The organism is Aquabacterium olei (assembly GCF_003100395.1).
In the GTDB taxonomy this organism is placed as follows: domain Bacteria; phylum Pseudomonadota; class Gammaproteobacteria; order Burkholderiales; family Burkholderiaceae_C; genus Aquabacterium; species Aquabacterium olei.
Genome location: NZ_CP029210.1, coordinates 1,582,732 through 1,604,553 on the forward strand (window position 1 = coordinate 1,582,732; position 21,822 = coordinate 1,604,553).

The 21,822-nt window shown below is 68.2% G+C and carries 17 protein-coding genes and 1 pseudogene; 8 read left to right on the plus strand and 10 right to left on the minus strand.

The annotated features are described in order from the left end of the window. Positions 1-31: 31 nt before the first annotated feature. Genes DEH84_RS07255 through DEH84_RS07270 form a run of 4 tightly spaced genes read right to left on the minus strand, consistent with a single transcriptional unit; the run spans position 32 to position 4,785 of the window. Positions 32-1,285, minus strand: coding sequence for a M20 family metallopeptidase (locus tag DEH84_RS07255; protein WP_109036104.1), 1,254 nt, complete (start codon positions 1,283-1,285; stop codon positions 32-34). Positions 1,286-1,316: 31 nt separating this feature from the next. After that, positions 1,317-3,125, minus strand: coding sequence for a 2-oxo-4-hydroxy-4-carboxy-5-ureidoimidazoline decarboxylase (gene uraD / locus DEH84_RS07260; RefSeq protein WP_109036106.1), 1,809 nt, complete (start codon positions 3,123-3,125; stop codon positions 1,317-1,319). After that, the gene (gene puuE / locus DEH84_RS07265; RefSeq protein ID WP_109036108.1) at positions 3,122-4,069 is read right to left on the minus strand and encodes an allantoinase PuuE; all 948 of its coding nucleotides are present in this window, start codon (positions 4,067-4,069) and stop codon (positions 3,122-3,124) included. Before puuE ends, uraD begins: the two co-directional genes overlap by 4 nt. Positions 4,070-4,095: 26 nt before the next feature. Then, complete coding sequence (locus DEH84_RS07270; protein WP_109038262.1) at positions 4,096-4,785, minus strand: GntR family transcriptional regulator; 690 nt, start codon at positions 4,783-4,785, stop codon at positions 4,096-4,098. Positions 4,786-5,028: 243 nt separating this feature from the next. Here DEH84_RS07270 and uraH point away from each other — a divergent pair, with 243 nt between their 5' ends. Together uraH and DEH84_RS07280 are read left to right on the plus strand one after the other, a co-directional pair. Next, a complete protein-coding gene (gene uraH / locus DEH84_RS07275; protein ID WP_109038263.1) occupies positions 5,029-5,427 on the plus strand; it encodes a hydroxyisourate hydrolase in 399 nt (132 codons plus the stop codon). Positions 5,428-5,430: 3 nt separating this feature from the next. Next, a complete protein-coding gene (locus DEH84_RS07280) occupies positions 5,431-6,657 on the plus strand; it encodes a urate hydroxylase PuuD (RefSeq protein ID WP_425428994.1) in 1,227 nt (408 codons plus the stop codon). Positions 6,658-6,705: 48 nt separating this feature from the next. Here the strand turns inward: DEH84_RS07280 and DEH84_RS19740 are convergent. The 5 genes and pseudogenes from DEH84_RS19740 to xdhA all read right to left on the minus strand — a co-directional run. After that, a pseudogene (locus DEH84_RS19740) lies at positions 6,706-6,813 on the minus strand (PEP-CTERM sorting domain-containing protein); the annotation flags it as partial. Between the two features lie 197 nt (positions 6,814-7,010). Continuing rightward, positions 7,011-8,594, minus strand: coding sequence for a methyl-accepting chemotaxis protein (locus tag DEH84_RS07290; RefSeq protein ID WP_109036112.1), 1,584 nt, complete (start codon positions 8,592-8,594; stop codon positions 7,011-7,013). A gap of 290 nt (positions 8,595-8,884) precedes the next feature. Further along, the gene (gene xdhC / locus DEH84_RS07295; protein ID WP_245932707.1) at positions 8,885-9,814 is read right to left on the minus strand and encodes a xanthine dehydrogenase accessory protein XdhC; all 930 of its coding nucleotides are present in this window, start codon (positions 9,812-9,814) and stop codon (positions 8,885-8,887) included. A gap of 6 nt (positions 9,815-9,820) precedes the next feature. Continuing rightward, positions 9,821-12,190, minus strand: a complete 2,370-nt coding sequence (gene xdhB / locus DEH84_RS07300) for a xanthine dehydrogenase molybdopterin binding subunit (RefSeq protein ID WP_109036114.1) — start codon at positions 12,188-12,190, stop codon at positions 9,821-9,823. Positions 12,191-12,206: 16 nt separating this feature from the next. After that, the gene (gene xdhA, locus DEH84_RS07305; protein WP_109036116.1) at positions 12,207-13,736 is read right to left on the minus strand and encodes a xanthine dehydrogenase small subunit; all 1,530 of its coding nucleotides are present in this window, start codon (positions 13,734-13,736) and stop codon (positions 12,207-12,209) included. A 126-nt stretch (positions 13,737-13,862) separates the two neighbouring features. On the opposite strand from xdhA, the gene DEH84_RS07310 reads away from it, so the two are divergent. The 6 genes from DEH84_RS07310 to DEH84_RS07335 are packed head-to-tail and all read left to right on the plus strand — an operon-like array spanning position 13,863 to position 21,061. After that, positions 13,863-14,888, plus strand: coding sequence for a LysR family transcriptional regulator (locus DEH84_RS07310; protein WP_109036118.1), 1,026 nt, complete (start codon positions 13,863-13,865; stop codon positions 14,886-14,888). Positions 14,889-14,913: 25 nt separating this feature from the next. Beyond that, positions 14,914-16,269: a guanine deaminase gene (gene guaD / locus DEH84_RS07315; protein ID WP_109036120.1), complete on the plus strand. Its 1,356-nt coding sequence runs from the start codon at positions 14,914-14,916 to the stop codon at positions 16,267-16,269. A gap of 38 nt (positions 16,270-16,307) precedes the next feature. Further along, the gene (locus DEH84_RS07320; RefSeq protein WP_109036122.1) at positions 16,308-17,858 is read left to right on the plus strand and encodes an ABC transporter ATP-binding protein; all 1,551 of its coding nucleotides are present in this window, start codon (positions 16,308-16,310) and stop codon (positions 17,856-17,858) included. Next, a complete protein-coding gene (locus DEH84_RS07325; RefSeq protein ID WP_109036124.1) occupies positions 17,845-18,906 on the plus strand; it encodes an ABC transporter permease in 1,062 nt (353 codons plus the stop codon). The genes DEH84_RS07320 and DEH84_RS07325 overlap by 14 nt, the downstream gene beginning before the upstream one ends. Next, positions 18,903-19,838, plus strand: a complete 936-nt coding sequence (locus tag DEH84_RS07330; protein WP_109036126.1) for an ABC transporter permease — start codon at positions 18,903-18,905, stop codon at positions 19,836-19,838. Before DEH84_RS07325 ends, DEH84_RS07330 begins: the two co-directional genes overlap by 4 nt. Positions 19,839-19,897: 59 nt before the next feature. After that, positions 19,898-21,061 (plus strand): BMP family ABC transporter substrate-binding protein, encoded by a 1,164-nt coding sequence (locus tag DEH84_RS07335; RefSeq protein ID WP_109036128.1) that lies wholly within the window; start codon positions 19,898-19,900, stop codon positions 21,059-21,061. Here DEH84_RS07335 and DEH84_RS07340 read toward each other — a convergent pair. Next, positions 21,050-21,769, minus strand: a complete 720-nt coding sequence (locus DEH84_RS07340; protein ID WP_109036130.1) for a hypothetical protein — start codon at positions 21,767-21,769, stop codon at positions 21,050-21,052. The genes DEH84_RS07335 and DEH84_RS07340 overlap by 12 nt on opposite strands. Positions 21,770-21,822: the final 53 nt, after the last annotated feature.

Genomic DNA, 21,822 nt, shown 5'->3' on the forward strand with positions numbered 1-21,822 from the left:
TGACATCTGCATGCCGTCGCCGTGACAGCCCTCAGTGCAGCAGGTCGAACAGTGCGCGTGCCACGACCTTGGTGGCACCGCGCAGGTCGTCCAGCACCAGGTGCTCGTCGGCCCGCTTGGCGTTCGATTCGAACACCGTGCGGGGGCCGGCACCATAAATCACGGCGGGGATGCCCTGCGCGCAGTACAGCCGCACGTCGGTGTAGAGCGGCGTGCCACTGGTGGGGATGGGCTCGCCAAAGACCTGTTCGCCATGCCGCTGCAGTGCCGCCACGAGCGGCGCATTGCCCGGCAGCGGCTTGAGCGCGTGCGCCAGCAGCAGGCGGCGCATCTCGACCGTGATGCCCGGGAAGCTGGCCGCTGCATCGGCAATCACCTGGCGGAGGTCAGCCTCGACGGCCACCGGGTCCTCTTCGGGAATCATGCGGCGATCCAGCTTGAGCACCACCTTGCCCGGCACGACATTGGTGTTGGTGCCGCCTTCGATGCGGCCCACGTTCAAGTAGGGATGCGTGATCCCGGGCACCTGCGAGGTGATCTGGCGGTAGCGCGTGTTCTGCGCATACAGCGCATTCAGGATGGTGACCGCGCCTTGCAGGGCATCGACCCCGGTGTGCGGGATGGCCGCGTGGGCCATCGTGCCGTGCACCGTCACTTCCATCTGCAGGCAGCCGTTGTGGGCCGTGACCACTTCGTGACTGAAGCCCGCGGCGATCAACAGATCAGGCCGGGTGAGCCCCTGCCTGAGCAGCCAGCCGGGCCCCAGCTCGCCGCCGAACTCCTCGTCGTAGGTAAAGTGCAGCTCCACACCGCCCTTCAGCGCCGTGCCACTTTCGCGCAGTGCATCCAGCGCGCGCAGCGCGAAGGTGTAAGTGGCAAAGTCGCTCTTGCTGACGGCGGCCGCGCGGCCATACAGCTTGCCCTCGACGATCTCGCCGCCATAGGGGGGGTGCGTCCAGCCTTCGCCGGGCGGCACCACGTCGCCGTGGGCATTGAGCGCAATGGTGGGGCCGACCTCGGCGAAGCGGCGGCGCACGATCAGGTTGGTGAGGCTTTGCAGGCCATAGGCGTGCACCTCCGACTCGGGTACCGGGTGGGCCTCGGCCTGGTAGCCCAATCCGGCAAGCAGCTCGGCCGTGCGTTGCGCATGGGGGGCGTTGTTGCCGGGCGGCGTGTCGGTCGGCACCTGCACCAGCGCCTGCAGAAAACGCACCTCGTCGTCGAAGTGGGCGTCGATCCAGGCGTCGAGGGCAGCGTGGTCTGGCGTGTCGATCGGGGTGCTCATGGTGGGCAGATGGAGTGGGGCCGGGCGCGCGTCAGAGCGCATCCAGCAGGTTCATGAAGGCCTGGACGGCACGCTGTGCGTCGTCGTTGGTGACGGTTTCCAGCGGGTTGTGGCTGATGCCGGCGTGGCCGCCCCGCACGAACAGCATGGCCTGCGGAAGGTGCCCGTGCAGCTTCATCGCGTCGTGGCCGGCGCCGCTGGGCAGATGGAACAAAGGCAGACCCATGCCTTGCACGGCGGCTTCCCAGCGGGCTTGCCAGGCCGGGTCGGACGGCGCGGCAGAGGCCGCCAGCGTGGGCTCCACCGGGATGCGCACCTGCCGGCGCGTGGCCACCTCGTCGATGAAGGCGAGCACGTCGCGGGCCAGGGCGTCGCGCTGGGCGTCCGTGGGGGCGCGCAGGTCGAGGGTGAACCGGCAGCGTCCGGGGACCACGTTCAGTGAACCCTGAGGCACCTGCAGCACGCCCACGGTGCCCACCGATCCGCCGACGGGCGAGGCCGCGTCCTGCGCAGCGCGGCGCTCGACGTACAGCACGATCTCGGCCACGGCCGCGGCGGCGTCCTGTCGCATCGGCATGGGCGTGGTGCCGGCATGGCACGCCACGCCGATGGCCTCGCCCGCGAAACGCAGGCTGCCATTGATGGACGTGACGATGCCCAATGGCGTGTCGTGTTCGTCCAGCACCGGGCCCTGTTCAATGTGGACTTCGACAAAGCCCAGATAGCGTTGGGGATCGCGCCGGATCGCCTGGATGGCGGTCATGTCGGCCGGCAGCCCGGCAGTGCGCATCGCCTCGCGAACGGTGATGCCCTGTTCGTCGGCCAGATCCAGCCAGGCGGGCTGAAACTCGCCGACGAGCGCGCTGGACCCCAGGAAGGTGGCCCGGTAGCGCTGGCCTTCCTCTTCTGCAAAGGCCACGACCTCGATGCCGTGCTTCAGGCGCCGGCCCCCGCGGTGCAGCGCCTGCACGCAAGCCATGGGCACAAAGATGCCGAGCCGCCCGTCGTGCTGTCCGCCGTTGCGCACCGTGTCATAGTGTGAGCCGGTCAACAGCCAGGGCGCGCTGACATCGCTGCCCCGGTAGCGGCCGACCACATTGCCCACGGCGTCGCGCTCGACCTCATCGAAACCGCAGTCGCGCATCCACGCCTGCAGCTGCGCGGCGCACGCCTGGTGCGCCGGCGTGAGGTAGGTGACGGTCAGCGGCGGTTGGTCATCCAGGCCGTTGGGACCTGTGCCTTCGGTGTGCCGAGCCAGTTCCTCGGCCCAGGTCAGGACCTGGTTGCCTTCGGTGGGCACCGCGCCGAACCGGTCGTTCAGCCGGATCTCGGCGATGCGGTGGATGTTGCGCAGGCACTCGGCCAGCTCGAATGCCGGGTTGTTGTGCAGACGGCGTTCGAACGTGCGGATGATGTCTGCACGGGTCAGCCCCTGACCGCGCGGGCCCCGTACCGCCAGGATGAACGGCCAGCCAAAGCGCGCGTTGTAGTCGGCATTCAGGCGCTGCAACGTGGCGAACTCCTGGGGGCTGCAGTGGGTGAGGCCAGCGCGGCTCTGCTCGTCGGTGGACTCGGCCGTGAGCTGCCCGGCCACCGCAGCCTTGCCCGCCAGTTCCGGGTGGGCGCGGATCAGGCCGAGTTGCGCCTCGCGCGGTGCCTGTCGCACCACCTGAGCCAGCGCGTACTTGAGCTGATCCAGCGACACAAAGCCGCCAGCGGGCCGCTGCGACCAGGCCTGCGCGGCAATCCAGGGCGAATGTTCGTAGATGCCTTCAAGCAGCGCCACGAAGCCGGGCTGGTCGGCCGCATTCAACGAGGCGAGGGGGAGGGAGGCGCTCATGCTGCGGCCTTGAACGGATGCGTGGCGCGCCAGTGGCGTGCGATGTCGATGCGTCGGCACACCCACACCTTCTCGTGCGCCTGGACGTGGTCCAGGAACTTCTGCAGTGCCCGCATGCGGCCCGGGCGCCCCAGCAGCCGGCAGTGCATGCCGATGCTCAGCATCTTGGGGCGGTTCAGGCCGTTCGGGTTGCCCTCGGCGTACAGCACGTCGAAGGCATCGCGCAGGTAGGTGAAAAAATCATCGCCTTGCGAGAAGCCCTGCGGCAGGCTGAAGCGCATGTCGTTCGTGTCCATCGTGTAGGGCACGATCAGCTGTTGCACCACGTCCCCATTGCTCTTTTGCACGGGCATCCAGAAGGGCAGGTCGTCGCCGTAGTGGTCGCTGTCGTACTCGAAGCCGCCGTGGTCGGCCACCAGGCGATGGGTGTTCGGGCTGTCGCGGCCGGTGTACCAGCCCAGCGGACGCTGGCCCGTGAGTTCCTCGATGATCTGCATGCCGATGCGCATGTGCTCGCGCTCGGTCGCCTCGTCGGCCTGCTGGTAGCTGATCCACCGCCAGCCATGGCAGGCGATCTCGTGGCCCAGCTCGACAAAGGCCTGCGTCACCTCGGGATGGCGCTGAAGCGCCATGCTCACGCCGAACACCGTGAGCGGCAGCCCCCGTTGTTCAAACTCACGCAGCAGCCGCCACACGCCGGCCCGCGAGCCGTACTCGTAGATCGACTCCATGCTCATGTGCCGGTCCGGGAAGGCTGGCGGGTTGAACATCTCGCTGAGGAACTGTTCGCTGCCCGCATCGCCATGCAGCACGCAGTTCTCGCCGCCTTCCTCGTAGTTCAGCACGAACTGCACGGCGATGCGGGCCGCGTCGGGCCACTGTGCGTGCGGCGGGTTGCGGCCGTGTCCGATGAGGTCGCGAGGGTAGTGGGCGGTCTGGCTCATGAAGTGATCCGGTCGGGTCGGCAAGGTCAGGCGGGGGACCCCAGCGGCACGCCAGGCGCGCGCGGTCGCTGGGTCAGCTGGCGTTCGACCGTCAGCAGGTGCGCATCCACCAGGGCCGCGGCACGGTCGGCGTCCCGCGCCTCGATGGCCTGCAGGATGGCGATGTGCTCGGCGTGCGAGGTTTCGGCGTCATCGGCCGACTGGTACATCAGCGTGATCAGCGAGCAGCGTGACACGAGTTCCTGAATCAGGTCGACCAGCACCTGGTTGCCCAGAACCCGGGCGAGCTCCACGTGAAAATCGAACAGCAGCTTGGAACGTGTGGGCACGTCGATGCGTTTGACGGCTTCGCGTTCGGCCTTGAGGTGGGCCTTCAGTTCACGCAGGTCGCCCGGCTTGATGCGGGTGATCAGCTCGCGCAGCATTTGCCCTTCCACCATGCGCCGCACCGCGAAGACCTCGCGCGCTTCTTCGATGGACGGCGCTGCCACGAAGGCGCCACGGGCCGGCTCCAGTCGCACGAGCTTGAGTTCCGACAGCCGATTGAACGCCTGCCTCACGATGGTGCGCGACACGCCGAAGCGGTCGGCGATCTTCTGCTCGACCAGCTTGGCCCCGGGCAGCAGGCGGTGCTCGACGATGGCCCGGGTGACGGCGTGCACGATGTGCTCGGTGCTGGTGGGGCTGTCGGCGCCTTCCGCATCCGCGACAGGCATCGGGATGGCCTCGGCATCGGCCTTGGTCAGCGGCGGGCGCCGGCTTGTTGCCACGTCGGCTTCGACCGACACACTGGCGGTGGCAACGGTCTCGGGGAAGGGGGGCGGCTTGCGTGCGGCGCTCATCGTGGTTAAAGTGTATACAGCTTTTTCGCGATGCTGGCAACCGGCTTCGACGCCGGACACACCGCGGCCCGCGACTTGCATTCCCGAAACAGGCACATGTCGTGCCAGGACCATCTCATGAGCGACACCCATCCCCCCGCCACGGGCCGACTCACCACCCACGTGCTGGACACCGTGCATGGCACGCCGGCCGCCGGCATGTCGATTGCGCTGTATGTGCGCGAGCCCTCGCCTGACGGGTGTGCCGACGGCCGTTGGCTCCTGCTGCGCAGCGTGGTGACCAACACCGATGGCCGCGTGGATGGTCCGCTCCTGCAGGGGGAAGACTTCAAGCCGGGGCACTACCGGCTGGTGTTCGATGTCGACGGCTACTTCCGCACACGCGGCACGCCGCTGCCCGCAACGCCTTTCCTGACCCAGGTGCCGCTGGACTTCGGCATTGGCGATGCCGGCGCGCACTACCACGTGCCGCTGCTCGTGAGCCCCTGGTCCTATTCCACCTACCGCGGCAGCTGAGTCATGGACGTTTCACCCTTGCTGGCCTACGCGCTCGACTGGGTCAACCTGTTGCTGCGTTGGGCGCATGTCATCACCGCCATCGCCTGGATCGGCTCGTCGTTCTATTTCGTGTGGTTGGACAACACCCTGACGCGTCCCGTCGACAAGGCCCTGCTCGACAAGGGCGTGGGCGGTGAACTGTGGGCCGTGCATGGCGGTGGGTTCTACAACCCGCAGAAGTACCTGGGCGCGCCGCGGCAGTTGCCGGCCCACTTGCACTGGTTCTATTGGGAGAGCTACGCCACGTGGCTCACGGGTTTCGCGCTCTTCACGGCGCTGTACCTGTTCAACGCAGCTACCTTCCTGATCGACAAGACGGTGCACGACTGGGCCCCGGTGGTGGCTGTCCACACCGCGCTTGCCTTTCTGGCCGGCTTCTGGCTGGTCTACGACGTGATCTGTCGCACGCTGGGGCGTGGCCCGAAGGGCGATGCCATCGTGGGTGCCGTCGTCGCGGTGGTGGTGGTGTTCGCCTCGTGGCTGGCGTGCCAGCTGTTTGCCGGCCGGGCAGCCTTTCTGCTGGTCGGCGCCATGATGGCCACCGCCATGAGCGCCAACGTGTTCTTCTGGATCATTCCGGGCCAGCGCAAGGTGGTGGCCGCGATGAAGGCCGGGCAGCCGGTGGACCCGGTGCACGGCCTGCGCGGCAAGCAGCGCAGCGTGCACAACACCTACTTCACGCTGCCGGTGCTGTTTGCGATGCTGAGCAACCACTATGGTTGGGTCTACAGCCATGCGCACAACTGGCTGGTGCTCGTGCTCATCATGCTGGCTGGTGCACTCATCCGGCGCTTCTTCGTGGCGCGGCATAAAACCGAGGTGGCCGGGCAACGGGCGCCCTGGGGCTGGGCGGTGGCCGGTGTGGCCGTGCTGCTCGGGGTGGCCGTGTGGCTGGCGCCGGCTTCGGCGCCTTCATCAGCCGCTGCGTCCGCGGTGGAGAGCCCGGCCGACCTGACGGCGCAAGCCCATACCGTTGTGGCGCAGCGCTGCGTGCTGTGCCACAACGCGCAGGTGGCCAACAAGGGCGTCCGGCTGGACACCGCGGCCGCCATCGACGCCCAGGCCCAGGCCATCCATCAGCAGGCCGTGGTCCTCAAGGCCATGCCGATGAACAACGCCACGCAGATCACCGAAGACGAGCGGGCGTTGCTGGGGCGGTGGTATCGGGCTTCGACGGCGTCGCGTTGAGGCCCTTGAGCCCGCCTCACGCGGTGCGGACCGCCGCACCGGCCACACTCACACCCGGAGAGCGGTGCGACGGCGACGTGCCGAAACGAGCACGCCGAGCCCTGCGGCCGCCAGCGCGAACGTTTCGGGCTCGGGCACGGCCGACACCGAGACGTCGAGCTTGCCTTGGAGCACGGCGGTCGAGTCAGCGTTGCGCCCCCGAATCACGAAGCCGAAAACGTCTCCGGCGTTCAGTACACCGAAGTGGTAGGTCCCTGCGGTGCTGAAGCCAGCGGAAGGCGAGGTGCAACAGTTTTGAATCATGGGGGCATACAGGGCGGTGCCGCCGCCAGCCAGGCCGCGGGCTCCAGAACTCAAGTGCGGCGCTGTCCCCCACCTTCGCCATTCAGGCGGAACACCGACACGGCCTGAACCAGTGCGTGCGCCTGCAGTTTCAGGCTCTCCGCCGCAGCGGCGCTTTCTTCCACCAGCGCGGCGTTCTGCTGCGTGGCCTGATCCATGTGGTTCACGGCCTGGCCCACCTGCGCCACCCCTTGGCTCTGCTCGCTGCTGGCCGCGGTGATCTCGGCCATGATGTGGTTGAGTCGCTGGATGGCGCCCACCACTTCGCTCATCGTGTTGCCCGCCTGGTCGGCCAGTGCCGAGCCCTTGGAGGCGCGATCAACGCTGTCCCGAATCAGGGTCTTGATTTCCTTGGCCGCGCTGGCCGAGCGGCCGGCCAGGCTGCGGACCTCGGAGGCCACCACCGCGAAGCCGCGACCCTGCTCACCCGCCCGGGCGGCTTCCACCGCGGCATTGAGCGCCAGGATGTTGGTCTGGAAGGCGATGCCGTCGATCACGCCGATGATGTCGGCGATGCGGCCCGAGCTGCTGTTGATCTCCTTCATTGTCTCGACCACCTCGCCCACGATGCGCCCGCCAGCGCCCGCCACGTTGGCTGCGTCCTGCGCCAGGTCGTTGGCGGTGCGCGCGCCGTCGGCGTTCTGGCGCACGGTGGCGCTCAGCTCTTCCATGGAAGCCGCCGTCTGCTGCAGGGCCGAGGCCTGCTGCTCGGTGCGCTGGCTCAGGTCCAGGTTGCCGTGCGCGATCTGCGAGCTGGCTGTGGCGACCGACTCGGCGCTGTCGCGCACCCGGCCCACGATGCCCGACAGGTTGTTCTTCAACGTGGCGATGGCGTGCAGCAGGCTGTGACGATCGTCGGGCCGCAGCGGGATGTGGACACTGAGGTCACCGTCTGCGAGCTGACGGGTCAGTGCAGTAGCCAGGGCCGGCTCACCGCCCAGCTGACGCTGGATGCTGCGGCCGATCAGCAGGCCCACGCCCAGCAGTGCCAGGCCCAGGATCACCGTGCCGCCGGACATCAGCAGGCTGCGCTGAATGACGGTGGCGTTCACGGCGTCGATGTACACGCCCGAACCCACGACCCAGCCCCACGGCGCAAAGCCCTGCACGAAGGACACCTTCGGCACGGGTTGCACGTCGCCCGGGCGCGGCCACTCATAAAAGACGAAACCCGACCCCTGCGCTTTCACGATGTCGACGAAGGCCTTGAACAGCGGCTTGCCATTCGGGTCGCGCGAATCCGACATGTCCTTGCCGTCGAGCTCGGGCTTGACCGCGTGCATCACGATGCGGGCGCCCATGTCGTTGACCCAGAAGTACTCGTCGCCGCTGTACCGAAGGGCCCCCAGCGCATCGAGTGCACGCTGCTTGGCCTCGGCTTCGGTGATGAGGCCCTTGGTGGCCAGCGCATGCTGGTGCGCAATGAGGCCGTGGGCAACCTCGACGGTCTGGCGCACGCTGGTCTGGCGCTCGCCCAGGATGAGTTTTCGTTCCGAGACCAGAAACAGGGCGGTTAGCACGAGGATGCCGGCCAGGGCGCTGCCGACCAGCACGGCGAGCTTGCGGGAGAGAGTGAGTTTGTCGAGGTGGCGCATGGCTGCACGTTCCATTTGTTCGAAGTGGGCACCCGCCAGGGACAGCGGGGCAGGGCGCCTTTCAGAACAAACCGATCAGCCATCGAGGGCACCCATTCCTTCTATCGGTGTACCCCGGGTGGTACCTGATGGTTCATCGTGCCTGCTCGCGTGCGAAACCGGCTTCAGCGTGCGTTTGTTCACGACGTGAACGGTTGGTGGGTGGCCCGACCTGATTCAGATCAAACGCCGTCCGTTGCACGCATGCGAAGCGATTTAACGGATTTTTAATGGACTTCAGTGCCGGCGGTTCATGTCGACGTGCGCTGGAGAAGCTGGGCCACCACCGCGATCGCGATGACGGCGGGCTCCTTGCCCGTGAGGCCGGGCAGTCCGATCGGGCAGGTGAGCCTGGCCAGGGCGCCGTCGTCTACGCCCTGCTCGGCCAGCCGGTGCAGAAAGCGGGCGCGCTTGGTCTGCGAGCCGATCAGGCCGGCGAACGCGAAGTCGCCACGGCGCAGCACGGCGTGGACGATGCGCAGATCGAGGTCATGCCGGTGGGTGAGCACCAGATGGCACGCGCCAGGCGGCGCTTCGGCCACTTCGGTGTCGGCCGCATCCGTCTCCACGAAAGTGATGTGGGCAGGGAGGGCGGCCAGCGCTTCGGCCGAGGGCAGGCCTGGGGTGTCGCCATCGTCGTGCTCGGCATCGGGGCGCTCGTCGATCCACCGGACCGTGCAGTCGATGTCTGCCAGCAGCCGCACGATGGCCTGGCCGACGTGGCCGGCGCCATGCAGTTCCAGGTGAAACCGGGCCGGGGGCAGTTGCCAGTCGGTCAGCAGCGTCTCGGTCAGCGGCTCGAAGGCGAGGGTGACCACGCCGCCACAGCACTGACCCAGCGTGGGCCCCAGCGGAAAGGTCTGCTGCCATGGTGCCGGCTGTGTACCACTCGGCGCCTTGCGCAAGGCCTCGCGGGCCAGCTCGATCGCCTGCCACTCGAGGTGCCCGCCGCCGATGGTGCCCTGCACGGTGGCGGTGGACGCGCGGCCCCGCGAGGGCAGGCTGACCAGCATCCGCGCACCAACCTCGCGCGGGGTCGAGCCCTTGATGTGGTCGACGCGCACCACCACGCAGGGCATGCCTGCCTCGATGTGGCGCCGGGCGGTGGCCCGCAGCGCGCGCGCATGCAGGGCGCTCGGCCCCTGGCGCGGCGGCATCGGGTGTGACTCAGGCAGGGTCATGTCGGCTCACAGGGCGGCTTTCACGGCGTCCACCGCGTCCAGGATGGCCTCTGGCGTGGCCGGCGCGCGCAGTGGCGGGCTCACGCGGTGGCTGCCCACGGCCGACACCGCATCGCGGATGGCGAAGAACACCGACAACGGCAGCAGCAACGGGGGCTCGCCCACGGCCTTCGACCGATGGATGCTGTCCTCGACGTTGCGGTTGGCGAACAGCTTGACGTTGAAGGCCTCCGGCAGGTCGCTCGCGGTCGGGATCTTGTAGGTGGACGGCGCGTGCGTCATCAGCTTGCCGGATTGCGGGTGCCAGTAGAGCTCTTCGCTGGTCAGCCAGCCCATGCCCTGAATGAACGCCCCTTCAACCTGGCCGATGTCCAGCGCCGGGTTGATGGACTGACCGACGTCATGCAGCACATCGGCCTGCAGCAGCTTCCATTCGCCGGTCAGCGTGTCGACCAGCACCTCGCTGACGGCCGCGCCATAGGCGAAGTAGTAGAAGGGCCGGCCGGTCATGGTCTCGCGGTTCCAGTGGAGCTTGGGTGTGGCGTAAAAGCCGTCGGACCACAGCTGCACCCGGGCCATGTAGGCGCCCATCACCACATCTTCGAAAGCCAGGGCCAGCTCGCCCACGTGCACCTGGTCGTCGGCAAAGCGCACGGCGTCGGCGGGCAAGCCGTGCCGCTCGCTCAGGTGCTGAGCCAGGCGCGTGCGGATCTGCTGTGCCGCGTCGGCCGCGGCCTTGCCGTTGAGGTCCGACCCGGTCGACGCGGCCGTGGCCGAGGTGTTCACCACCTTCGAGGTGTCGGTGGCCGTCACGCGCACGCGCTCTGGCTTCACGCCCAACGTGTGGGCCACCATCTGCGCCACTTTGGTGTTCAGGCCTTGCCCCATTTCGGTGCCGCCATGGTTCACCAGGATGCTGCCGTCGGTGTAGACGTGCACGAGCGCGCCGGCCTGATTGAGGTGCACGACGTTGAAGGAGATGCCGAATTTCAGCGGCGTCAGCGCCAGCCCCTTCTTGAGCACCGGGCTGTTTTGGTTGAAGGCGGTCGCCGCCTCGCGGCGAGCGCGGTAGGCGCTCTCGCTCACCAACTGATCGATCAGCGGGTGCAGCACGTTGTCTTCCACCACCTGCCCGTAGGGCGTGGTGTTGTGCTGGGTGGTGCCGTACAGGTTGGCCAGCCGCACGTCCAGCGCATCGCGGCCCAGTGCGCGCGCGATGTCGTCGAGGATGTATTCAATGGCGAAGGCGCCTTGCGGGCCGCCAAAGCCGCGGAAGGCGGTGTTGCTCTGCGTGTTCGTGCGGGCGCAGAAGCCCTGCACGTCGACGTGGGGCAGCCAGTAGGCGTTGTCGAAGTGGCACAGGGCGCGCGCCATCACCGGGGCCGACAGGTCCGCCGAGAAACCGGCGCGTGACACCATCTCGACCTGGGCACCCAGCACGCGGCCTTCGTCATCGTGCCCCACCGTCCACTCGTGGACGAAGCAGTGGCGCCGCCCGGTGATCAGGAAGTCGTCATCGCGGTCGAGCCGCAGCTTCACGGGGCGCCCCAGGCGGCGCGCCGCCACTGCCGCCACGCAGGCAAACACCGCCGACTGCGATTCCTTGCCACCAAAACCACCGCCCATGCGCCGGCACTCGATCAGCACATCGTGGGCATGCACCCCCAGTGCGTGGGCCACCACATGCTGCATCTCGGAGGGGTGCTGGGTCGAGCAGTGCACATGCATGCCGCGGCCCTCCCTGGGGATGGCATACGAGATCTGGCCTTCGAGGTAGAACTGTTCCTGGCCGCCCAGCTTGAGCGTGCGCGATGTGCGGTGCGGCGCCTGGGCGACTGCGTCTGCAGCATTCCCCCGCTGCAGTCGCATCGGGGGCACCACGTAGCTGCCAGCGGCATGGGCCGCCTCGGGCGTCAGCACCGCGGGCAGGGGCTCGATCTGCAGGAAGGAGGCTGCCCGCGCTGCCACGCGCCGGGCGGTCTCGCGGTCGGCTGACAACACGGCAAACACGGGCTGGCCCAGGTAGTGCACCGTGCCCTGGGCCAGGATGGGGTCGTCGTGCACGATGGCGCCGCAGTCGTTCGTGCCCGGGATGTCGGCGGCGGTGATCACGGCGGCGATTCCGGATTCGGCCTTCAAGGCCGCCACATCGATGCCGAGCAGGCGACCATGGGCCACCGGCGACAGGCCCAGCGCGCAGTGCAGCGTGCCGGCCAGCTCGGGCAGGTCGTCGATGTAGTGTGCTTCGCCGGCCACATGCAGGCGGGCCGATTCGTGAGGCAAGGGGCGGCCCGCGGCGGTCGGGCTCGTGACGGCGTTCGGCGCCGCATTGCTGGCGCTTTGACCGGTCAGGAAGGCTTCAGTGGGCTGGTTCATGGCGAGGCCTCTCGGGTCAGCAGGTGGCAGGCCAGACCTGCGCCTGTGCGGCAGGCAGCGGGGCATCCGGGCGGGTTTCCAACCAGAAGCGTTCCAGCAGGTTCGTCGCCACACGCAGGCGGTAGTCGGCCGTGGCGCGCAGGTCGCTCAGCGGCTGGAAATCCTGCCGTAGCGCGGCCTGGGCGCGGCGCAGCGTGGCCTCGGTCCACGGCTGGCCGATCAGTGCGGCCTCGGTGGCCACGGCGCGCCGCGCGGTGGCGGCCATGCCGCCCCACCCCAGCCGGGCCGCCGTGATGGTGTCGCCATCCAATGCCAACCACAGGCCTGCACACACGGCAGAGATGTCGCTGTCGCGGCGTTTGGCAATCTTGTAGGCCCGCAGGCGCTCGCCGGCTGCGTTGGGCAGGAGCACCCGGATGGACTGCAGGAACTCGCCTGGCTGCATGGCGTTCTTCATGTAGTCGAGATAGAAGGCGTGCAGCGGCAGCTCGCGCGTGGTGTGGCCGTGGCGCAGGACGACGCTGGCGTCCAGGGCCAGCAGGATGGGGCTGCTGTCGCCGATGGGCGAGCCGTTGGCGACGTTGCCGCCCAACGTGCCGGCGTGGCGTACCGGGGGTGATGCAAAGCGCAACCACACTTCACGCAGGGCCGGCATCGCTTCGCTCAAGGTGCTCCAGGCTTCTTCCAGCGTCACGCCGGCACCGATGTCCAGGCAAGGGGCGCCGCTTGGGCTGGTGCTGTACGAGATCTGCTGCAGTTCATCCACCCGGCCCAGGTAGATCACCTCGCCCAGGTCGCGGAACTGCTTGGTGACCCACAGGCCGACGTCGGTGCAGCCGGCCAGCAGGCGAGCTTCTGGCCGCGCGGCCCGCAGCGCGGCCAGTTCGGACAGGGTGCGCGGGGCGTGAAAGCGTTGCACGGCGCCCGGGCAGGCAGCGTTCGGGCCTTCGTAGACCAGGCTGGCTGCCCCGGTGCGATGCAGATCGCTCAGCAGGGCACGCACCGGCGTCATGTCCATCGTCACGCGGGGCGCCTGGTACATCTGTTCGCCCGCATCCAGAATGGGGCGGTAGCCGGTGCAGCGACACAGGTTGCCCGACAGGGCATCGGCCAGGGCAGGGCGGGGCAGTGGCTCGGCATGGGTTTCGTAGCTGTGCCACAGCGACATCACGAAGCCCGGTGTGCAGAACCCGCATTGCGAGCCATGGCAGGTCACCATGGCCTCCTGGCAGGGGTGCAGGCGATCCGGGCCCGCGCTGCGGCTCACATCCTCGACCGTCAGCAGGGCCTTGCCGTCAAGCGTCGGCAGGAACTGGATGCAGCTGTTGACCGTGCGGCGCTTCAGCTCGCCGGTGGCCGGGTCGGTTTCGGCCACCACCACCGTGCAGGCACCACAGTCGCCTTCGGCACAGCCCTCCTTGGTGCCCGTGCAGTGGGCGTGCTCGCGCAGCCATTGCAGCACGGTGGTCGTGGGCGGCAGCCCGCTCACGTCACGGATCTGGCCCTGGTGCACAAAGCGGATCGGTCGGGGTGAAAGGTCGTTCATGCGGGGCTCCGGATCATCAGGCGGTGCGGGGCAGGGCGCACGGTCGTGCGTCAGCCATCAAAAGGGTACCGCGTGGTGATGCAAGGGGTATACCATCCCGCTTATAGCAAGGATCCATGCCGGCGTATGAGCAAGAGCGCGCTTTTCGACAAGATCGACCTGTCTCTCATCCGGGTCTTGCACACCGTGATCACCGAATGCAGCGTCTCCCGGGCGGCCATCCGCCTGCAATCCAGCCAGCCTGCGGTCAGCGCCCAGTTGCGCCGCCTGCGCGAGCTCACGGGCGACCCGCTGCTGGTGCGCTGCGGCCAGAGCATGGCGCCCACCGATGTGGCGCTCAGCCTGCTCGAGCCGGCCTCGGCCATCCTTCAGCATGCGCAGGCCATGTTCGGCCACAAGAGCGCGGTGCGCGAGTTCGACCCGGCCACCACGACGCTGACCTTCCGCATCGCCGCCACCGACTACCTCGATCCTTGTTTCCTCCCCGAGTTGACGCTGCGCCTGCGTCGGCTGGCGCCCCATGTGCGCGTCGAGGTGGTGCCGCTCACGTCGGATCTGGACTACCGGCGCAGTCTGGCGCGTGGCGAGGTGGACCTGGTCATCGGCAACTGGCTGGAACCTTCGGACGAACTGCACCTCGGGCGGCTTCTGACCGACGAGGTGGTCTGCCTGGTGTCCGAAGACCATCCGGCCGCGCGTCTGCCCAAGGAAGGCAAGCGGGCCTGGACGGTCGAGCAGTACCTGGCGGCCGAACACATTGCGCCGCCGCCCCTGCACCCGGGTGCCGTCGGCATCATCGACGAGCACCTGGCCATGCAGGGCCTGCGCCGCAACATCGTGGTGCGCAACCCGCATTTCGCCCAGCTGCCTTACATGGTGGCCGGCTCGCTGCTGGTGCTCACCACGGGCCGGCGATTCTGCGAGCGCTATGCACGCGACCTGAAGGTGCGCCTGATCCGTTGCCCGGTGAGCTTTCCCTCCTTGAATTACTACCAGCTGTGGCACGACCTCACGCACCACTCTGCCGCCAGCCGCTGGCTGCGCGAACAGGTGCGCGACGTGGTGCGCGGGCTGCATCAGGTGCGGCCTCCGGTGCGCGACGGCGCCGACAGCCCCGCGGCCCCTCCCTCATCTCCTGCCCGGGTGGCCTGAGCCCGGCATCCAACCCACGCCCCACATGACCCTCCCCGCATCCCCGGGCACGCCCGGCCGCCTTGTCCTCCGAGGTGATCTGCTCGATTTCACGGCCGACCCCGGCTTTGCCGCCCCGCACGAGGCCCCCGGCGTGCGTTGGCGGACCGACCACCGCGTGCTGATCGACGCTGGCCGCATCGTGGCCGTCCAGCCGGCCGACCAAGCCTTGCCGACAGGGTGGGAGGGGGCGCCCGAGCAGGACCATCGTGGCCGCCTGCTCATGCCCGGCTTCATCGACACCCATGTCCATTGCCCGCAGCTGGATGTCATTGCGAGCTTTGGCACCGAGTTGCTGGACTGGCTCAACACCTACACCTTCCCCGCCGAGCGTCGCTATGCCGATCCCGAGGTGTCGCGCATCGGGGCCGAGCGCTTTCTGAACGCGCTGTGGGCGCACGGCACGACCAGCGCCGTCGTCTTTCCCACGGTGCACAAGGTCAGCGCCGATGCCCTGTTCGAGCGCGCCCATGCGCACGACATGCGCCTGATCACCGGCAAGGTGCTGATGGACCGCCACGCACCCGAAGGGCTGCTGGACGACGTCGAGCAGGCCGAGCGCGATTGTCTGGACCTGATCGCCCGCTGGCATGGCAACGGCCGGCAGGCCTACGCCGTCACCGTTCGGTTCGCCCCCACCAGCACCCCCGAGCAGTTGGTGATGGCGGGCGAGTTGTGCCGCAGCCAGCCCGGCGTCTACATGCAGACCCATGTGGCCGAAAACCGCAGCGAGGTGCAGTGGGTGAGCGAACTCTTCCCCGACGCCCGCAGTTACCTCGACGTGTATGACCGCGACGGCCTCATCGGCCCGCGCTCGGTGCTGGCACACGGCATCTGGCTGGATGCACGCGACCACGCCGTGTTACGCGAGCGGGGTGCCCAGATCGCGCACTGCCCCTCGTCCAACCTGTTTCTGGGCAGCGGGCTGTTCGACTGGGCGCAGGCGCAGCGCGAAGGGCTGCACGTCAGCCTGGCCAGCGACGTCGGTGGCGGCACCAGCCTCAGCATGCTGCGCAACATGGCCGATGCCTACAAGATTCAGGCGATGCAGGGCACCCGCCTCAGCGCCTGGAAGGCCCTGCACGCGGCCACGCTCGGTTCGGCCGAGGCCCTGGGCCTGGCCGACGAAATCGGCCAGATCGAGCCCGGACGCATGGCCGATTTCGCGATCTGGAACTGGTCGCACGGGGATGTGGCGCACCACCGGGACAGCCTGGCACGCGGCTCGCATGGGTCCCTGCACGAGCGGGTGTTCGCCTGGATGACACTCGGCGACGAACGGAACCTCGCGGCCACGCTGGTGGCGGGCCAAACGGTGTTCCAATCTGCATCCGTCATGTAATGGCCCGTACCGGGCCGCCCCCCATTTCATCCCCCAGCATGTCCCTTCGACTTGAACTGCGGCACATCACCAAGCAGTACCCTGGCGTGCGCGCCAACGACGCGGTCAGCCTGAAGGTGCGTCCCGGCGAGATCCACGCGGTGCTCGGCGAAAACGGCGCCGGCAAGTCCACGCTGATGAAGATCATCTTCGGCGCGGTCAAGCCCGATGCCGGTGAGATTCTCTTCAATGGTCAGCCGGTGCAGGTGCGCTCACCGCAAGAGGCGCGGGCCCTCGGCATCAGCATGGTGTTCCAGCATTTTTCGCTGTTCGACACCCTGACGGCCGCCGAGAACGTGTGGCTTGGCCTGGATCGCAGCCTGAGCCTGGCCGAGGTCACCGAGCGCATCCTCACCGTGTCGCGCGAATACGGGCTGGAGGTCGACCCGGCGCGCCACGTGCATTCGCTCTCCGTGGGCGAACGTCAACGCGTCGAGATCGTGCGTGCGCTGCTGACCCGGCCGCAGCTGCTGATTCTGGATGAGCCCACTTCGGTGCTCACGCCGCAGGCGGTCGACAAGCTGTTCGTGACCCTGCGTCAGCTGGCGGCCGAAGGCTGCTCCATCCTCTACATCAGCCACAAGCTCGACGAGATCCGCAACCTGTGTCACCACTGCACCGTGCTGCGTGGCGGCAAGGTCACGGGCGAGGTCGACCCGCGTGCCGAGAGCAACGCCAGCCTGTCTCGCCTGATGATCGGCAGCGAGCCGCCCGAACTGCAGCGCAGCGCCCCGGTGCTCGGTGACGTGGCGCTCAGCGTCAAGGGCCTGAACGTCAGCAGCCCGGACCCGTTCGGCACCGACCTCCGCCAGGTGGGTTTCTCGTTGCGTGCCGGCGAGATCGTCGGCATTGCGGGCGTGTCCGGCAACGGTCAGCAGGCGCTCATGGCGGTGCTGAGTGGCGAAGACCCCCGTGCCGCACCCGGCAGCGTGACGCTGTTCGGCCGCGACATCAGCCGCGCGTCGCCCCGCCAGCGCCGCGAGCAGGGGCTGCACAGCGTGCCGGAAGAGCGGCTGGGCCGAGGTGCCGTGCCCACCCTGTCGCTTGCCCAGAACACGCTGCTGACCCGCACCGACGCGGTGGGCCCGGGCGGGTGGCTGCGTTCCGCCGGCATCGTGGGGATGGCGCAGGAGCTGATCCAGCGCTTCAACGTGAAGGCGGCCGGGCCGCACGCGCTGGCGCGCAGCCTGTCGGGTGGCAATCTGCAGAAGTTCATCATGGGCCGCGAGATTGATGCCTTGCCCAGGGTGCTGCTGGTGTCTCAGCCGACCTGGGGGGTGGATGTGGGTGCCGCGGCGCAGATTCGCGGCGAGTTGTTGAAGCTGCGCGATGCCGGCTGTGCTGTGCTCGTGGTCAGCGAGGAGCTGGACGAATTGTTCGAAGTGAGCGACCGCCTGATGGTGATGGCGCAGGGGCGGCTGTCGCCGTCCATCCCGACGGCCGAGGCCACGGTGGAACAGATTGGTGCGTGGATGAGCGGCCTGTGGGAATCGACCCCGGCTGCGACACCGGCCGCGGGCAACCCGGGAGGCGCGCATGTTCAAGCTTGAGCCCCGCCCGGCGCCGTCGAAGGCGCTCATGCTGGCGTCGCCCCTGATCGCGCTGGCCATCACCGTGGTGGTGGGCGTGATGCTGTTTGCCGCGCTGGGTAAGGACCCGCTCGCCGGCCTGCAGATGTTCTTCGTCGAGCCGCTCAAGACCGGTTACGCCCTGGCCGAACTGAGCCTGAAGGCGACGCCGCTGATCCTGATCGCGTTGGGGCTGGCGGTCTGCTTTCGGGCCAACCTGTGGAACATCGGCGCCGAGGGCCAGTTCGTGCTGGGCGCCATCTGTGCGGGCGGCGTCGCCATGCACGCCACGCCCGAGACGGGCCGCTGGATCATCGGGGCCGTGCTGCTGGCCGGTGTGCTCGGCGGCATGCTGTGGGCGGCCATCGTGGCCCTGCTGCGTGACCGCTTCCATGCCAACGAGATCCTGGTGAGCCTGATGCTGGTCTACGTGGCCGAGATGCTGCTCAGCTACCTGGTTTACGGACCGTGGAAGGACCCGGCCGGCTACAACTTCCCGCAGACCATCACCTTTCTCGAGGCCACGCGGGTGCCCAAGCTCATCACCGGCTTCCGGATGAACATCGGCATGTTCATCGCGCTGGCGGCGGTGGCGGGCTTCGCCATCTTCCTGTATCGCACCTACGCGGGCTTTCAGCTGCAGGTGGGCGGGCTGGCGCCGGCAGCGGCGCGCTATGCCGGCTTCTCCAGCCGCAGGGCCTTGTGGACGGCGCTGCTGTTGTCGGGCGGCATGGCTGGCCTGGCCGGGGCGCTGGACGTGGCCGGCCCACAAGGGCAGCTCACACCGTATGTGCCGCTGGGCTACGGCTTCGCGGCCATCATCGTCGCCTTCGTCGGCCGGCTGAACCCGATCGGCATCGTGTTCTCGGCCGTGCTGATGAGCATGTTCTACATCGGCGGCGAGCTTGCGCAGTCGCGCCTCGGGCTGCCCAAGGCCCTGACCGGCGTCTTCCAGGGCCTGCTGCTGTTTGCGCTGCTGGCCTGTGACACCTTCATCCACCAACGCCTGCGCTGGGTGAGCACCAAATGACCGGACTGACCCCTGAATCCCTGGCCCTGCTGCTGGCTGCCACGCTGAATGCGGGCACCGTGGTGGCGCTCGCCTCACTCGGCCTCCTGATCAACGAACGCGCCGGTGTGCTGAACCTGGGCGCCGAAGGCATGATGCTGGTGGCCGCCATCGCGGGCTTCGCCACGGGCGTCAACACGGGCAGCGACTGGCTGGGCTTTGCCGCCGGTGCCGCGGCCGGTGCCCTGATGGCCGGCGCCTTCGGCGCGCTGGTGATCTGGCTCAACACCAACCAGTACGCCACCGGCTTGGCGCTGAGTCTTTTTGGTGCTGGCCTCAGCGCCTTCGTCGGCATCAGCTACACGCAGCAGCGCCTGCCCGAGCGGCCGCATTTCGCCATCCCCGGTCTGGCCGATCTGCCCTTTGTGGGGCCTGCGCTGTTCCGGCAGCACCCGCTCGTCTACATCACCATCGCGCTGGCCATCGGGCTGGGCTGGTTCCTGATGCGCTCGCGCGGGGGGCTGGTGCTGCGCGCCGTCGGCGAGTCGCCCGAGTCGGCCCACGCGCTGGGTTACGCCGTCCGCCCGATCCGTCTGCTGGCTGTGATGACCGGCGGCGCGCTGTGTGGCGTGGCCGGTGCCTACATCTCGCTGGCCTACACCCCGCTGTGGGTGGAAGGCATGGTGGCGGGCAAGGGCTGGATCGCGCTGGCGCTCACCACGTTTGCCACCTGGCGGCCCGGCCGTGTGCTGCTGGGCGCCTACCTGTTCGGCGGCGTCACGATGCTGCAGTTCCAGCTGCAGGGGCAGGGGGTGCAGATCCCCAGCCAGTTCCTCACCATGCTGCCTTACGTGGCCACCATCGTGGTGCTGGTGCTGATCTCGCGCAACCCGACGTGGATCCGCATCAACATGCCGGCCTCGCTCGGCAAACCCTTCCATCCCGGCGCGTGACTCGGCATGATCGTTGCTGATGTCCGTGGATTCAAGCAGTTCTCAACCCTGGAGATGACATGTCCTCGAATTTGTCCAAGCGTTCCTTGCTGAAGCTGGCAGGCTGGGCTTCCCTGGCCGCCACCGCCGCCCTGGTGGGCTGCGGCAAGAAGGAGGAGGCCGCCACCCCGGCCGCCTCCGAGGCCTCGGCCGCCGCATCGGCGGCCGCTGCGGTCGGCCCGCTGAAGATCGCCTTCGCCTACGTCGGCCCGGTGGGAGACGCCGGCTGGACCTACGCCCACGATCAGGGCCGTCTGGCCATCGAGAAGGAATTCGGCGACAAGGTCAAGACCAGCTTCGTCGAGAAGGTGCCCGAGGGCCCCGAAGCCGAGCGTGTGATCCGTGACCTGGTCGGCCAGGGCAACATCCTGGTGTTCGGCACCACCTTCGGCTACATGGAGCCCATGCTCAAGGTCGCCGCCGACAACCCCAGCGTGAAGTTCGAGCACGCCACCGGCTTCAAGACCGCACCGAACATGCGCACGTACGACTCGCGCACGTACGAGGGCGCCTACATGGCCGGTGTGATCGCCGGCTCGATGACCAAGTCCAACACGCTGGGCGTCGTGGGCTCGATCCCCATCCCGGAAGTCATCCGCAACATCAACGCCTTCACGCTGGGTGCGCAGAGCGTCAACCCCAAGGTCAAGACCAAGGTGGTCTGGGTCAATGCCTGGTTCGATCCTCCCAAGGAAACCGAAGGCGCACAGAGCCTGCTGAACCAGGGCGCCGACGTGTTGTTCCAGAACACCGACTCGGCCGCCGTGCTGCAGACGGCCGAGAAGGCAGGCAAGTACGCCTTCGGCTGGGATTCGGACATGAGCAAGTTCGGTCCGAAGTCGCACCTGGCCTCGGCCGTGATCAACTGGGGCCCGTACTACGTGAAGGCCACGAAGGACGCCCTGGAAGGCACCTGGCAGACCGGTGGCGTCTGGTGGGGCGTGAAGGAAGGCGCGATCGACCTGGTGTCGGTGTCTGATGCCGTGCCGGCCGAAGTGAAGGCCAAGGTCGATACCGTGAAGGCCGGTCTGAAGGACGGCAGCTTCGCCATCTGGAAGGGCCCGATCGTCGCCCAGGACGGCAAGGAGATGGTCGCCAAGGACACCGTTGCCGACGACAAGTTCCTGGGCGGCATCAACTTCTACGTCAAGGGCGTGGAAGGCTCGATCCCGTCAGGCAAGTAAGGCCAGGCGACGGCGCCGCGGCCCATCGGCCTCGGCCGAGCGGCGGCGCCGTGCCAGCGACACCACACAGGCCAGACCGGCCACGGTGAGGGTCAGCGTGTCGGCTTCCGGAATGGCCGACACATTGACCACCGTGGCGGTGCCCAACAGGTCGGAGTAGGAAATCGTGCCGGTGTCCAGCGAACTGAGCCGGTACAGCCCGAACGCGCCGCCCGGTGCGCCCGCGGCCCCCTGCAGCAGGCTCACCAGTTCGGCGGTGGTCGGCGCAGCCGGATTCGCCGCACTGAAGGTGCTCCCGAAATTCAGCGTCTGGGCGCGCTCGTGGTCCTGCCCCGGTGGGGTAGTCCATGCCGTTGCCACGCCGCTCTGGACCGACACGGTGCCGGCCAGGGCGCCAGTCAGGAAAAACGTGAAGGTCAGCGTGTCGCCCGTGTTCGACGGCGGCACCGGAAACGGGCTGTACGGCGCGAGGGTGGTGTCGCTGGCATACACCAAGGTCTGGCTGATGCCGTCCGAGGTCGACGCCAGCAGGTTGGCCGTGTCGAAGGTGATGCGGCCAGTGGCCGACTGGCCGGACAGGTCCGTGGTGGTGGCTGTCAGGTGCTCGAACGCACGCTGGTAGTCGACCCGGTAGTCGATGCTGATGGGTGCAGCGTGCACGACAGAGGCAGCGGCAAGTGCAGTGGCGGTGAGCGCAAGGCGGAGCATGGAAAGGCCCTTTCGGTGGTACAGCCGGTGGATGGGGTACGGCACACAGCCTG